The organism is Levilactobacillus namurensis DSM 19117 (assembly GCF_001434785.1).
Lineage (GTDB): Bacteria > Bacillota > Bacilli > Lactobacillales > Lactobacillaceae > Levilactobacillus > Levilactobacillus namurensis.
The window spans coordinates 1-14,434 of record NZ_AZDT01000063.1; the positions used below are offsets into that span (position 1 = coordinate 1).

The 14,434-nt window shown below is 54.6% G+C and carries 11 protein-coding genes; 5 read left to right on the plus strand and 6 right to left on the minus strand.

What is annotated here, in order from left to right; genetic code table 11:
* Positions 1 to 74 precede the first annotated feature (74 nt).
* The 3 genes from glpK to FD30_RS09355 all read right to left on the minus strand — a co-directional run bounded on the left by glpK (position 75) and on the right by FD30_RS09355 (position 2,725).
* A complete protein-coding gene (gene glpK, locus FD30_RS09345) occupies positions 75 to 1,592 on the minus strand; it encodes a glycerol kinase GlpK (protein WP_056944802.1) in 1,518 nt (505 codons plus the stop codon).
* 134 nt (positions 1,593 to 1,726) lie between these two features.
* Complete coding sequence (locus FD30_RS09350) at positions 1,727 to 2,374, minus strand: endonuclease III domain-containing protein (RefSeq protein ID WP_056944803.1); 648 nt, start codon at positions 2,372 to 2,374, stop codon at positions 1,727 to 1,729.
* Between the two features lie 105 nt (positions 2,375 to 2,479).
* Positions 2,480 to 2,725: a hypothetical protein gene (locus tag FD30_RS09355; protein WP_056944804.1), complete on the minus strand. Its 246-nt coding sequence runs from the start codon at positions 2,723 to 2,725 to the stop codon at positions 2,480 to 2,482.
* Positions 2,726 to 2,972: 247 nt separating this feature from the next.
* Between FD30_RS09355 and FD30_RS09360 the strand changes: the two genes are divergently transcribed.
* On the plus strand, positions 2,973 to 3,629 hold the full coding sequence (locus tag FD30_RS09360) for a DUF6198 family protein (RefSeq protein ID WP_056944805.1): 657 nt from the start codon (positions 2,973 to 2,975) through the stop codon (positions 3,627 to 3,629).
* An 84-nt stretch (positions 3,630 to 3,713) separates the two neighbouring features.
* Here FD30_RS09360 and FD30_RS09365 read toward each other — a convergent pair whose 3' ends face one another.
* Together FD30_RS09365 and FD30_RS09370 are read right to left on the minus strand one after the other, a co-directional pair.
* Entirely contained in the window at positions 3,714 to 6,965 is a 3,252-nt protein-coding gene (locus FD30_RS09365; RefSeq protein ID WP_056944806.1) for a mucin-binding protein, read from the minus strand.
* Between the two features lie 439 nt (positions 6,966 to 7,404).
* Entirely contained in the window at positions 7,405 to 8,301 is an 897-nt protein-coding gene (locus tag FD30_RS09370; protein WP_235803264.1) for an alpha/beta hydrolase fold domain-containing protein, read from the minus strand.
* Positions 8,302 to 8,460: 159 nt separating this feature from the next.
* On the opposite strand from FD30_RS09370, the gene FD30_RS09375 reads away from it, so the two are divergent.
* The 4 genes from FD30_RS09375 (at position 8,461) to FD30_RS09390 (ending at position 12,783) form a co-directional block, all read left to right on the plus strand.
* On the plus strand, positions 8,461 to 9,255 hold the full coding sequence (locus tag FD30_RS09375; protein ID WP_056944808.1) for a tyrosine-protein phosphatase: 795 nt from the start codon (positions 8,461 to 8,463) through the stop codon (positions 9,253 to 9,255).
* A 129-nt stretch (positions 9,256 to 9,384) separates the two neighbouring features.
* Positions 9,385 to 10,332 (plus strand): alpha/beta hydrolase, encoded by a 948-nt coding sequence (locus FD30_RS09380; RefSeq protein ID WP_056944809.1) that lies wholly within the window; start codon positions 9,385 to 9,387, stop codon positions 10,330 to 10,332.
* A 436-nt stretch (positions 10,333 to 10,768) separates the two neighbouring features.
* A complete protein-coding gene (locus tag FD30_RS09385) occupies positions 10,769 to 11,083 on the plus strand; it encodes a nucleotide pyrophosphohydrolase (RefSeq protein WP_056944810.1) in 315 nt (104 codons plus the stop codon).
* Between the two features lie 11 nt (positions 11,084 to 11,094).
* Positions 11,095 to 12,783 (plus strand): DUF2075 domain-containing protein, encoded by a 1,689-nt coding sequence (locus FD30_RS09390; protein ID WP_056944811.1) that lies wholly within the window; start codon positions 11,095 to 11,097, stop codon positions 12,781 to 12,783.
* A gap of 76 nt (positions 12,784 to 12,859) precedes the next feature.
* Here the strand turns inward: FD30_RS09390 and FD30_RS09395 are convergent, their stop codons facing one another.
* Positions 12,860 to 14,341: an N-6 DNA methylase gene (locus tag FD30_RS09395; RefSeq protein ID WP_056944812.1), complete on the minus strand. Its 1,482-nt coding sequence runs from the start codon at positions 14,339 to 14,341 to the stop codon at positions 12,860 to 12,862.
* Positions 14,342 to 14,434: the final 93 nt, after the last annotated feature.

Here is a 14,434-nt window from a genome sequence, read left to right on the forward strand (position 1 = left end):
AAATGAATTGGATTCTCACATTAGTCCTCATCAACACCAGTTGACAAAGAGCCTTTCTTTTTGTCGTTTTATTGTTAGTCCTTAGGCTGTGGCTTGAACGCCCGCGTGGCGGAGACGGCCTGTTGCCAGCCCGCGTAGAGCCGTTCCCGGCGTTCACTGGTCATGTCAGGCGTGAACAACCGACCGGCCTGGCGAATTTGTTTAACCTCTTCCAGGTCCTGCCAATAGCCGACCGCTAGTCCCGCCGCAATCGCAGCCCCTAAGGCCGTGGTCTCTTCATCCGATGATCGTTGCACCGGCGTGTTTAAGATATCCGCCTGGAACTGCATCAGGTAACGGTTCCGCGAGGCGCCCCCGTCGGCCATCAATTCGGAGATGGTGATGCCCGTGTCCTGCGTCATGGTGGTCAAGACGTCGCGGGTCTGGTAAGCAATCGACTGCAACGTAGCCTTCACGAAGTCGTTGCGGTTACTCCCCCGGGTCAGCCCGAAGACCGCGCCGCGGGCATCGGGGTCCCAGTACGGCGCCCCCAACCCGTTGAAGGCCGGTACCACGTATACCTCGTCATCGTCGGTCGAGGCCATGGCAGCCTGCCGCGACTCGGGAACGTTGTCAATGATTTTCAGACTATCGTGGAGCCAGGCCAGCGCGGTCCCGGCCACCATGATGGACCCTTCTAGGGCGTAGGTCACGTCACCATCCAACTTGTACGCAATCGTGGTCAACAGGTTGTGCTTAGACGTCTGCGGTTGCGTCCCCGTGTTCATCATGGCGAAGGCCCCGTCCCCATAGGTGTTCTTGACCATCCCCGGCTTCAAAGCCAACTGGCCTAGTAAAGCGGCCGATTGGTCCCCGATTAGCCCGGCGATTGGGACTTCCACGCCGTAGAACTGGAAGTTCTGGGTCACCCCGTAGATTTCGGAACTGGACTTGACCTCCGGCAACATCGCCGCCGGAATGTCCAACCAACTTAAGATGTCGGCGTCCCACTGCAGGTCGTGAATGTTAAACAACATGGTTCGACTGGCGTTACTGTAGTCGGTCACGTGGATCCGGCCGCCGGACAGCTTCCAAGCCAACCAGCTGTCAACCGTTCCGAAGGCCAACTCACCGTTTTCCGCCCGTTCACGAGCACCGGCCACGTGGTCGAGAATCCACCGGACCTTGGTGGCACTGAAGTAGGCGTTGACCACCAGGCCCGTCTTGTCTTGAATCTCCTGACCGTGGTCGGCCGCGAGTTGCTTGGCGTACTTGGCCGTTTGCTGACTTTGCCACCCAATCGCGTGGTAGATAGGTTCGCCGGTCACCTTATCCCACACGATCGTGGTTTCCCGTTGACTACTGATCCCGATGGCCTGGATGTTTTCCGGGTGAATCGACGCGTCGATCAACGCACTGGCAATCACCGACAGCACACTATTCCAGATTTCATTGGCGTCAGATTCGACCCAACCAGCGTGAGGATAGTACTGGGGAACTTCCTTGTAGCCCTCGATAACTTTCCGGCCGGTGTGGTCGAAGATCAGTGCCCGCGTGCTACTGGTCCCTTGGTCGATCGCTAAAATATAATTCTCAGGTTGCTTCAGTGACATGTTCAAACTCCCTCCAGAATACCGTTTTATAAGGAAACGGTTACATTTCAATTGCACCTATCATATCACGAAGCCCGGATGGGTGCTTCCAATAAGTGCTGGGTCCTACCGTTCTTTTACCGTTGCTTAAGGATTCAGACCGTCAACTGGTGTCCCGCCAAGAAGGACGCCGCAAAGTCGTCCGCGGTCTTATGGGCCTTGCCGAACTCATCGATCAAGGCGTGAAATTCCTGCCAATCGCTTAACGGCAGGTCTAACTGGGCACGAACCCGCTTTTGAAACGCCGGGTAGGTCTTAGGCATGGTTGCGCCCAACCAGGCAAAGAGCCGCCGGGCGTAGGTGTCGACCATGAAGGTCCCGTGGTCGAGAGTGTACATCAAGATGTAGTCGGCCGTCTCGTTGCCGATGCCGGTGATTGCCAAAAGTTCGGTCCGTAACTGGTCGCCCGCCATCTGGCGCAGTGCCGCCAAGTCGTCGTGGTGCCGACCCAGCCACGTCGCCAGTGCCAGAATCGCCGCGGCCTTGCGCTGGTAGAACCCACTGGTCCGAATCAACGGGACCAGGTCATCTAGCGTTAAGGCCCGCAACTTGGCGGGGTCAAAACCAGTCACCCGTTTGAGCTGACGCAACGACGGTTCCACGTTACGCCAGTTGGTGTTCTGGACCAGAATGGCGCCCAGCATGATTTCAACTGGCGTCTCCGCCCACGGGGTCCCCGGTCGCAGCCAGGGTTGCGGCCCCATCGTTTGGGCCATGGTACGGTACAGTTCTTCTAGGGTCATGCGTGAGCCTCCTTGTTAAACTAACTGTTTTTAGGATACCACACGCCGCGCACCCACTAAAAGTGGCCGGCCACCAACGCGACCGACCACTCTTGGATTCTGTGATTAACGCTTGATCACCAAGCGGATGTCGGCATCGACACCCTTGGGATTAAGCTCTTCTTGGTAGCTGAAATCCGCACTCTTAAAGTAGTGCTTGATTTCCTCATTGAGCTCTTCAACGGGCCGCACGTCTTTATCTAAGCGCTTTAATAATAGCGTGTATTCCTTCGAATCTTCGTCTACGTTTTCGAAGTGGTATTCAATCGCTTCGGAGTTCAAGATTTCTTGAATCAACTGCCGTTCTGTCATGATTTATACCTCGCTTTAATTTTAGTTACACCTCTAATATAAGGTTCTTTGCGCTTTTTGTTAACTATTCCATCTGAATTCTTTCGCTGACCTGGAGGACCGCCGCCTCCCCAGAATTTTCCGGCCAATCCGTCTCATTTTGCGTGCACCGGGCGAAAAAGCCGGCAATTTGGGATTTGCCCTTTTCTTTTCACAAGCATTCAGCTAGACTTTAACTTGGACAGACTTGAGAGGAGAGGTGACAATCGTGGCGAAGATGCAGGACTTTGGACAACGGATGCGTTTTTTGGCATTCTCCATCGTCCTGAACTCCGCGGCCAACGCCCTGACCATCTCCACCAACTTGGGAAGTGCCGTGTGGACCGGGTCGTCCGTCAACCTCGCCAACTGGATTCACGTGCCCTTAGGAACCACGCTCTTCGGCTACGGGATTGTGATCACCCTGATGAACCAACTCTTATTGGGGAAGTTCGACCGCCGGCGGCTGATTTCCAACCTGTTATACATCGTCCCCTTTAGCTACCTGGTCGAATGGATCGGCTACTTCTGGGACTGGCTGGGCGTGGGCCACTTAAGTCTGACCGGTCGGGTCATCGTCGACATCATCGGCCTGTTCGGGGTGGCGTTCGCCGTCTCGATCTATCAGCGTTGCAACATCATCATGCACCCCAACGACGACCTGTCCTACATCATCCGCTTCCGGTTCTTACACGGGTCGGCGGTGATTGCGCAATGGGCCAGCTACCTGCCGCCAGTAATCATCATCGTCCTCTCCTACCTGATGACCGGCCAGCTGCACGCCATCGGCTTCGGGACCGTCTGGGCCTTAGTCACCCAGGGCATCGTGATGGCCTGGGCCGACCAGCACGTCTTCCCGAGTCTGAAACACCACGTGGACGTTTAACGAAATAAAACCAAACGAGGGACCGATTCTCAACTTGAATCGATTCCTCATTTTTTTGCGTTCAATGTTCACGATTTTACGGAACTAGTCCTTAACGCGGCGGAACCAGCCCTTCACGCTAGCCAGCAAGCCGGTCAACCCTAAGAGCAACCAGCCCCACCGACTCGTGGTTGAGCGGTGCTCTGCGGTTTGGGGCAATCGTGGCGACTGTGGTGTGAGCCGTTCTGCGGTCGGCGTCGCGGTCAAGGTCTTGGCTTGCGCCGCCGCGGTTCCCGTTGCCGTTGCGGTCGATGTCGTCGTTGACGTTGCCGCGGTTGGAGACTGGCTGACTGCCGTGGTCGATCCGGTCGCGTTAGCCGCATAAACCAAACGAACCGTCTTCGGCGTGGCCGTGTAGGTCCCCGTGATGGTCGTTGGACTGGTCAACCGGTAACCGGTCAGCTTAGGCGCCGTGATCTGGTAAGGGGTCGTCAGCGGACCTTGCAAAGTCTGGACTGGCCGTAATGGCGTGCCTTCCGGTCCCACGGTGATCACGATGACCTGACCCAAGGTTGGTTGCGTCGGTGTCGTGGTTGGCGTGGTCGTAGTATCAATTGTAGGTTGCGTGGACGGCGTAGTCGGCGTGCCTTGCGGTTCTTGGGGTTCTTGTGGCGCGCTTTCCGGAATACCTTGGTACCACGCAGTCGTGGTGACATCGGGACTGGTTGCCGTGATGGCGGTGACTGCCGGAACCGTGGTCATTTCTGGCAAGTAGCCGTCAATTTCCGGAACCGGTTGGGCCGCAAAGTCACTCGTCCCCACCGCTTGCCACGGCGTGTAGGTCAGCGCGCCCGTGACGTCATCGCGGGTCGCCGTGCGGGTAAAGGTCACGGTCTGTTGTGTGCTGGGCGCCAACGTTTCCCCAAAGAGGTCCTGGTATTGGATCGTCCGGGTCACGGTGTGCGTCAGGTCCACGTCACTCGGTAAGTCCGGCGTGGTCGGCGTCAACGTGGTCAGTTGATGGGCCAGCTCAATCTGGTAGGTCGCCGTCGGCTCAGGTGTGGTAAACGCCGCCGTGGCACTGTAAGGATTGGCCACTAGCCGGTACCCGTCAGCCAGATACTGGTCGAGTTGGGTCGTGGGCTGGTAGTTGGCCGTACTCAGGTAAGGACCAGTCACCGTCTGCGTCTTCAAAACCTGCCCCGTCGTGGTATCCAGGTATTGGATTGTACGCGTCAGGGTATTCGGTGTGTACGAATAGCTGATTTCCCCGGCCGCTAACGGCAACGTCCCACTCACGGGTAGGCTGCCGGTCAACGGCGCACCAGCGGTATACCCCGCGACCGTTGCGGGCGTCGCCGTGTAGGCCGTGCCCACGTTACCGGTCAACTGGGTCGCCGGTGCGATGGCGTGACCAGCCGCATCCAGGTAGTTGACCGTAATGCCGCCCGCCACCTCTGGCGTGTAGGTCATGGTCAAGTACTGTGGATCTTGAGTGTAGGTCCCCGTCAAGGGCGCACTTCGCGTGGTATCCAGTTGGTAATTCGCCAATTGTGCCTGTTGACTCAGGTTATAGCTGTCCCCGATATTGGTCCCGTAGGTCACCGTCGCGTTCCGTAAGGCTTGGCCGGTATTGCCGTCCAGGTACCGTACGTAGACTTCGGGTGCCGGTAACCAGTTAGCGGGTTGATAGACCATCACGTCGTAATTGAAGGTCACACCATTTGGGTAGGTCAACATGATAAAGTTCGGGTAATCCGCCGTCGTTTCGAAGTGGTAGTACCCCCGTAACCCGTAGGCAAACCAGTTGGCATTCGGAATCGTGGGATAAGCCGTCGCAATCTTGAATTCATGCCCACTGACCGGCGTCAAGAAGAGTTCTTGAGATTGCGCCATCGTAGTCTGGGTCGGATAGTTGTTCCAAGTGCTTTGATAGTGACTGGTCAAATCTTCGCCCTGCAGACCAGTTAATGGCGTTGCGGTGAAGACGCCGGGTTGGCCCACGACGAAGTTAACTGGCGTCGCGTTCAAGTTGACCCGTTGCCCCAAGCCCGTGACCAGCGCTGGCTTAGTGAAACCCTTCAACGGTGAAAAGTCCGTGAGCGAGTTGTCGTTAAAGTTGAACGTCGTGTTGTGCCCGGCTTCATCGATTGCCGTCAACCAAGGTCCCAACTGCGCTAGTTGGGCGTTGGTCAATCCGTTGGCGTTTTGTTGGTAATCTTGCAAGCCGGATTGCGTTGACCCGTAGATCTGTAGCAGGCTGATATCGGACGGGTCGACTTGCTCTAAGGGCGCCAGGTTGACCTGACCCATGTCGTGGATCATCAGGCTCAACTGACTAAAGTGGACGGGCATTAACGGCGATAGGTCGAGGTTCGCCGACGGATAGGTCATGTACAGGCTGACCTTAGCCGTCTGGGGAAGAGCTTGCAAGTACTGCATCCCCGCTAAGGTCCCCGTCACCGGCAACGCCGTATTCACGGTCCCGATATTCAGGGTCGTCCCCGTGAAGTGCCGTAGGTCCCCTAAGGTCACGGAACCCGTAGTCCCCAAGTCCGTTTGCACGTTCTGCGCGATACCGCTATCGCCAAAGGTGACCACCGTATTGTCCGGTAAAGCCGCGGCACTATTAGGTTGAATGTCCGTGGTCGTGGACAACGACGTAGCTGGGGTCGTAGCCGTTGTCGTCGTGGTCCCGGTAGTGGTCCCCGTCGTTCCCGTGGTTGTGCCAGTCGGACTTGTCGTGGTTCCCGTAGTCGTACCAGTCGTCGTCCCCGTCGTACTTGTCGTGGTTCCCGTCGTCGTGCCAGTCGTGGTTCCCGTTGTACTCGTGGTGCCCGTCGTCACACTAGTCCCCGTTGTGGTTGAACTGGTGGTACCGGTCGGGGTGCTAGCCGTTGTGCCGCTGGTCGCCGTGCTAGTGTTCGTGGTGCTGTCAGTTGACCCGGTCGTGGTATCCGTTGTGGTCGTGGGGCTAGTCGGACCGCTGACCGGAGGAACCGTCAAAGTGGCGGTCGCCGTACTGCTCTGCGTCCCCGAATCACTGGTTGTAGTCGTGGCAGGCGCCGTGGTCGCGGTCGTGGTACTGGTCACCGTTGACGAACTGGTGGCCGTGGGTTGGCTAGTCGTGGTGGACCGCAACGTGGTACTCGTTGGCGCCGTGGTCGCCGTTGAGGTCACCTGTGTCGTTGAATCTGCATCGCTGACCGTACTCGCATGGGCGGGTTGACTCAGCCCGGCCATACCTAATCCGGTACTGACTAATAGGATCGCCGCCGTCGCCCAACTCTTCTTGAATTGGTGAAGCCGAAAATTGGTGGTGATCGTTTCTACTTGTTGTAACTTTTGTAAACGCATCGAACCACGCTTCCTCTCTTAATTGGGCACCAGTCCCAAGATTGCGAACCAGCTCCCCTTACAATTCCGGTATAGCAGGGTTCACGTTAAGATTATCGCATTCGGCTCATTCATTCGGTCTTTGGTCGCAACCTTTTGATTAATTAAGTTCGGTTAGTTAATTAAACCGCCCCACCATTAAGCCCCCCGGTGGGTCCCCGATGAGCCCGTTCCCACAACCATCCGGTCGGTCGCCCCCACAACCCAGCTATTCAGTCCCACGACCGTGTCATCCGTTAACCACTCGACCACTCTAAGTTGGGTTAGCCACTTGATTAAATCGATGAATCGTTTGACTGCGGAACTAGTTAGACCATTATCCCCCACGTCCAATTGCGCACAGTAAAAACGAGCCGTCCCCGCTGGTTAGCAGGACGACTCGTTATCGAATGGACCGGCCCTATTCGAGCTGACCGGTCAAAATAAACTGTTTAATTGCCTTGAGGGTCCGTTTGGACTCCGGCAACTTGGTCCACAGCAAATAATCGTGCAACATGGCCCGCATCTCATGGGCCGCCACCGGAGTCCCGGGGGCCTCCCGCAGCTTCTGCAATAAGCGCTGGTCATCGGCGTGCAACAGTTCGTTGGTCCCGAAGTACATCAGGATGGGACCCAACTCATCGAACGACCCGTAGATGGGACTGACGCGCGGGTCGGTCACCGCGTGGTCACCGGCGTAGGCGTACCCGATTCGCTTGAGCGTCTCGAGCGTCAAGTACGGGTCGCGACGCGCGGCCGCCTGGAGGTCCGGATTCATCATACTTAAGTCGGTCCAGGGCGAGATTAAGATGCTCCCCGCCGGCATCGGCTTTTGCTGGGCCCGCAACTGTTGGAGAACCGTGAGTGCCAGTCCCCCGCCCGCGGAATCTCCCAGTAAGAAGAACTGGTCGTCCGGGTACTGGGCCCGCAGATAATCGTACACGTTCAGCGTAAAAATCAGCGTCTGGTCCACCGTGGCTTCCGGCACTAGCGGGAAGTCCACGTAGGTGATTCGCAGATTCGCCTGATGAATCAACGCTTCCATAATCTCCCGGTGACTGGCAATACCTTGCATGGTGTAGGCCCCACCGTGTAATAAGATGACGTGTTGCGGTAATGGCGATCCGGAATCGGCCGTCAGGATGCGGCCATCGAAGATCCGCCGCTCCTTGGTAACGATGTCTGTCGCAAACTTGTCTGGAACGACGGCGTTATTCCGGCGACTCGGTTTTAAAAAGGCCTGTTGAAGCTGTCGTTTCAGCTGACTGTGCTGGGTTTTGAAAAGTAACCATTTCCCCCGCAAACTCACAACTACCACCCTATTCTCTATACCTTAATCAGTTCTTTTCGCTCTTAATGACAGTATACAGCGTTTAAGCCAAAAACGCTTCCCCTCTCGAAATGAATCATTAGGTAATTTACCCAAAAACCGTTAGAATAGAGCCAGCGAAACACGACGAAAGGGTGGTATTCAAGCATGACACAGAATCGGATTCTAAAGGTGACGGGCGGCCTGAACTTCCGTGAACTCGGGGGGTATCCTACCGTTGACGGTCACACCGTTAAATGGCATAAACTAGTCCGAACCGCCAGTCTGGCTGGGTTGACCCCGGTGGACCAGCAACTTCTAAGCGATTATGGCGTGGTGGCTGACGTGGACTTCCGGTCCAAGCAGGAACGCCAACAAGCGCCCGACAAGGTCCCTGCCGGCGCGCAGTACCAGTTCTTACCCGTCTTCCCCGATGGCGACCAGACTGACGCTTCCGCGGCGCGTGAGGACCTAGAGCGTCAATTCTCCCAAGACCCACAAGCGGGGTACCAGCACATGTTAGAGGTCTACCGGCACCTGGTGACCCTGTCCAGTGCCCAAGCGGCTTACCGGGAATTCTTTAAGGTGTTGCTGGCTAACGATGGCGACCAGTCGGCCGTCTTGTTCCACTGTACGGCCGGTAAGGACCGGACGGGAATCGGGGCGTTCTTGATTCTCAGTGCTTTAGGCGTGGATCCTCAGGTGATTCGCCAAGACTACCTGGCCACTAACCAGAACTTAAAACCCAAGTTAGACCAGATGACCCGCGACGCCCAAGACCGTGGTCAAAGTGCTGCGTTCATCCAGAACATGACTGCGCTGGGAAGCGTCAACCCCGATTACTTCGATACCGCCTTAAAGATCATTAACACCCAGTATGGCGGCGTTCAAGATTACTTGCACGATGTGCTGGGGCTGACCAACAAGGAAGTCGACCGGTTAAAACAACTTTATTTAGCATAATACGCAGACGTGAAGGCCCTTCCTTCGCGTCTCTTTTCATCTTAACCATCAATCACCTAACTTGTGTTGCCGCAACGCTTCTTCTATAATGACCAAGTATTTTGCATATTGAGAAAGGATGAGTCCCCCTTGAAGAAATCAACCACTTTAGCTTTACCCCTATTAGGTGCTGCCGCGACCACCTTACTGGCCAGTGAGCACCTGTTCAACTTCGCCTTCAAACGGGTCAACTACGTCCCCGAAACGTCCGCCGAGAAACAAAAATACGCGGACGCCTACTACGCTTACGTGGACTGGTACCAATCCACTCCTAAGGAGACCTGGTACCTGCACGAACACGACCCCCAAAACCGGATGGTCGCCGAATATATCCCGGCGGCAACGCCCCACAACCGTACGGTAATCATCGCTCACGGCTACAAGGGCAACGGTGAGACCATGGCGAACTTCGCCCAGATGTACCATAACCTGGGCTTCAACGTCCTGTTGCCCGACGACCGAGGCCACGGTGAAAGTGCCGGCAAGTACATCAGTTTCGGCTGGTTGGACCGACTGGACTACCTGCAATGGATCCAACAGGTCATCGACCGCAGTAATTCTCAGGTCCAGATTCTCCTGTTCGGGGTCTCGATGGGCGGTGCGACCATGGAGATGCTTTCGGGTGAGACGTTACCGCCCCAGGTCAAGGCCATCATCGCCGACTGTGGCTACTCCAGCGTTGAAGCCGAGCTGGTCTACCTCTTGAAGCGCTGGTACCACTTGCCAAAGTACCCGATTGAACCCCTGGTCAGCACGATTTCGAAGCGGCGGTTGGGCTACTACCTCAACGACGTGACCTCGATCGACCAGTTGAAGAAGAACCGGCGGCCGATCCTGTTCATCCACGGCGAGAAGGACGTCTACGTGCCGGTCGGGATGGCGTACGAGAATTATGCGGCGACCCACGCGCCTAAACAATTATGGATTGTGAAAAATGCGACTCATGCGGAGAGTTTTTGGATCAATCCGCAACGCTACCGGGCCCGAGTCCTCGACTTTTTGACCACCTACTTCGACCCGGAATTGCTGTCAGACTAGCTTTAAGGACCTCTTAAGCTTTAAAACTTCCTTTAGACTTTTATCGAAAAGTCGTCACAGTTTACCCCCTTTTTCGTTCACAAATGGCGGGTATAGTAAACATCATAGTAATTCGCCAACAACGATTACTAGTCAAAATCTATATCCAATCCCTTAAATTCTCCCCCCTAGAGAATTTATCTTGGTCAGGACCCCTCAAACCTGACCACTCCTCAAATTGCACTTCTCCCCCCTAATGAAGTGCACTCCTCAGAGAAGACCGCTTCGGCCCTGCACGGCTGAAGCGGTCTTTTTGTGGTTTGGGGATAACTTGGCAATAACGGTAGTGCTACCAAATAACCCGAATTCTCTCAATCGCTCATCTTCGTGATATCCCAGGGGATCGAGAAAATGCTATAATTTGACTAAATTACTCAAAAGAAAGTCGGGATATCCAATGGCTACTGATTATTCTGAAACAATCAAAGACCTAAAGGCTTTTCGTGACCAACGCGGTTGGCAAAAATACCACACGCTCCCCGAATTAGCCCGCGCCATGATGGTTGAGTCCGCCGAGGTCAACGAGTACTTCTTGTGGCACCAAGACCACGACCAGCTAACGGACAAACAAGTTGAAGGCTTAAAACTCGAATTAGCCGACGTTTTAACCTACCTTTACTACATGTGCGACCAGCTGGACGTGACGCCCAACGACTTGGTCCAGCAAAAGCTGGCCATCAACCAACAACGTCACTGGAAATTCGATCGATAGAAGGTGCTTCAATGGTTCAACCCCTAAAACCCGTAATTACACATCCCATTCTTTTTCAAAAAGACGCCGTTACCGAATTAGATCAAACATCGCAGAACAAGGAACTGCTTCTCGAATATCCGGTCGTCTACATCGTCTATGACAAATCCAAAGGCGGTTATCGCGTCTATGTCGGCGAAACTAACGATATCGAGCAACGGACCCAAGAACATTTAGGAGAAGACCGCACCGACTGGCAGGAATTTCGAGATAATAAAAACACCGAAATGTTAGTCATCGGCCATCCCCATTTCAACAAATCACTCACCCTCGACATCGAAAACACCATGATGATGTACATGTTGGGCGTCAATAAGGTCAAAACGCTAAACAATCGCCGGACCAATCAACAGTACAAATATTTCACGGTTGATGAGCGGTCGAAAATCTTCTCTGAAATCTGGCAAAAATTGCACCGCCTCAACCAGGATCTGTTCCCCATTGAACAGGAGATTCGCGATTCCGCAATTTTTAAAGCCTCGCCCTTCCACAAATTAACCGCCGGACAGGAGACCGCCCGTAAGAAAATCTTCCAGCGGATTACCGCCCTCTCCCAAGCTGGCGCACACCATCAACTTATTATGGTTGAAGGTGAAGCGGGTTCCGGTAAAACAGTCCTGCTGAGCACGTTATTTTATCGGTTAAATCATTCCGATACGGATACGCCTACCCCAACCCAGACGCACCTCATCGTAAACCATAAGGAACAGGTCAAGGTTTACACGAACATTGCGCAAAAGCTGGACTTGGACACTGATAACGTCAGCCTTGCCTCAACATTTATCAAATCCCACACGCCGGATGCCCCCGTTGACGTGGTCTTAGTGGACGAAGCGCACCTGCTATTAACTCAGGGTAACCAGGGCTACACGGGGAAAAACCAGCTTAACGACATCATGGCACGCTCCAAAATCACGGTTATTGTCTTTGACCGCAAACAAATCCTTAAAACTGAAGAATACCGGACCGGTAGCAGTATTCTGAAACTGGAAAATCACGCGCAACAACAGCAAAATCTCATCCAACTCAAAGAGCAACTACGGCTACAAGCCAATCCCAAAACTTTACAGTGGCTACATGACCTTCTGGAACACCATATCATTCAGTCCATTCCTCGCGATACTAGCTACGACCTACGCATCTTTGACGACGCTCAAAAGATGTACAATGCTTTGAAACGGCAAGCAGCCAACACGCAAAATGGGCTGTCTCGGGTCGTGGCGACTTTCGATTGGCCCTATAAAGACAGTCACCGGGACCAGACCTACTACGTCACCGCGGGCAACCTTACCCTCCCCTGGAACCTACAACTCAAAGCTCCGCGCGGTCAAGGTCAGCTTCCCTGGGCCGAACAATCTCAAACCATTAATGAGGTGGGGTCAACCTTCACGATTCAAGGTTTCGACCTAAACTACAGTGCCGTCATTATCGGACCTTCCGTGAAATACCGTGACGGCCACTTGGTCTTCGATCGCGAAGCTAGTCAAAATCGGAAAGCCATTCAAAAGCGAACCTTCGACAACGGTAATCGAAGTTACGTGGCCGAAGAGTTATTAGCCAACGAACTGAACGTCTTAATGACCCGTGGTGTTCACGGCTTATACATCTACGCCGTTGACGACGCGCTCCGAGCAGCTTTACTTGCGGCGGAACAGCACTAGAGTTATCTCCGTAAACGCCAACCTTAATTTCGCAATAGTTTTAAAAAATCCTGAACCGATTTGGCTCAGGATTTTTTTAATCTCTCTTCTTTAGTAATTGCTGTAAATCCGCCAACTTCTGCGGGTCACCCAGTTTATCCGCTAGCTCGCCCAACATCTGATTGAAAGCCTGTTGCGTACGGGTCAAGTCTGCTTGTGTCGCCTGGAGTTCTTGCGTGACTTGCTTCAAATCAACGGGGGGTTCCCCCACGTAGGTGTCCACGTAACGCGGAATATTCAGATTATACTGGTTGGCCGCCACTTCCGCCGCTGACGCCACGTGCGCAAGATTAGGCACGTCAACGCGCTGACGATAGGTCGTCACGATTCGTTCCACCTGTTCAGCGGTCAGTACGGTCTGGTTTTTCCCCTTACTGCCTAGTTTCGAAGCATCCATAAAGAAAATGTCCCGCGTCGTTCGGTGTTTCTTAAGGACCAGAACCATCATGGGCAAAGTCGTCCCTGGAAACAGGTTAGCCGGCAAGCCAATCACCGCGTCTATCAGGTTATCCCGTTCAATCATGGTCCGCCGGATAGCCCCTTCGGCTGCCTGCCGGAACAACACCCCGTGAGGTAGCGCCACCGCCATGACCCCTCCGGCATCGTCCAAGTGATACACCATCTGTTCAATAAACGCCAAGTCAGCCTTGGACTTCGGCGGTAACTTATCGTAGGCCGCAAACCGGGGGTCATCGGCCGCCGGATTAGCCGCCCAATGCACGGAATAAGGTGGGTTGGCAATGATGGCCGAGAACTGTTGGGTCCCCGCTTGATCCGCAGTCAACACATCCCCCAGATAGGTCGTACATTGCTGGTACGAGACCCCATGCAGCAACAGGTTCAGCCGGCCAATCATCGCCACGGCTTCATCAACTTCCTGCCCCACATAACGGTCGACAGCCACTTGGTGACCCAACGCCAACAGGAGCGAAGCCGTTCCCATGGTCGGATCATAGACGCTATCAAGGGCTGTCGTGTGCGCCCCGATCACGCCCGCCAAGACCGCCGAAATGGCTTGGGGCGTGTAAAACGGTGCTTCGCGTTGCTTCTGCATCACCCAAGCAAACCGCGCAATCAACTGGTCGGCCACCGTTCCCCAGGCTGTCGCCGATACGGCCAAGTCATCGACTTGCGCAATCACAGCCCGTAACGCCGTCTGCCGTGCCGTTGCCGTACTGCCCAGGCATTTACTTTGCAGATTGACCGGCTTAAACAAGTCCTTAAAAAACGGCTCAGGTTCGGTCGCAAAATGGGCCAGCATCTGGAATAACCGGGTAGTCTCCGGTTGCGCGACCAACGCCGTCCAGGTCTGGTCAGCTGGTAACGAGAACCCTAATTGGCGCGTCAACGTTGCTGGCGCCACGTGCTGAGCAAGCCCCCGTTCCCAGCGTTGCGCGAGAAAACGCAGGCCGACCAAGCCCACCACCAGGTTGCGATAATCCGCAATTTTTCCCTGAGGGTTCGGCATCTTGACCAATTCCCGTAGTTGCTGGTCCAATCCCTGCTCAAGCTGTTCCATGCGTGCTTCGACTCCCTTCGCTCTTATATTCGTTACTTCTGATTATACGCTATCTCAAAATGACTTGGAAACGTAAAAAGTCCGCCACTAGGT

What these genes read in the sequence shown, in the direction of transcription:
- FD30_RS09375 (WP_056944808.1), top strand. Translation starts at nt 8,461, where the DNA reads ATGACACAGAATCGGATTCTAAAGGTGACGGGCGGCCTGAACTTCCGT.
- FD30_RS09350 (WP_056944803.1), bottom strand. Translation starts at nt 2,374, where the DNA reads ATGACCCTAGAAGAACTGTACCGTACCATGGCCCAAACGATGGGGCCG.
- glpK (WP_056944802.1), bottom strand. Translation starts at nt 1,592, where the DNA reads ATGTCACTGAAGCAACCTGAGAATTATATTTTAGCGATCGACCAAGGG.
- FD30_RS09395 (WP_056944812.1), bottom strand. Translation starts at nt 14,341, where the DNA reads ATGGAACAGCTTGAGCAGGGATTGGACCAGCAACTACGGGAATTGGTC.
- FD30_RS09355 (WP_056944804.1), bottom strand. Translation starts at nt 2,725, where the DNA reads ATGACAGAACGGCAGTTGATTCAAGAAATCTTGAACTCCGAAGCGATT.
- FD30_RS09385 (WP_056944810.1), top strand. Translation starts at nt 10,769, where the DNA reads ATGGCTACTGATTATTCTGAAACAATCAAAGACCTAAAGGCTTTTCGT.
- FD30_RS09365 (WP_056944806.1), bottom strand. Translation starts at nt 6,965, where the DNA reads ATGCGTTTACAAAAGTTACAACAAGTAGAAACGATCACCACCAATTTT.
- FD30_RS09390 (WP_056944811.1), top strand. Translation starts at nt 11,095, where the DNA reads ATGGTTCAACCCCTAAAACCCGTAATTACACATCCCATTCTTTTTCAA.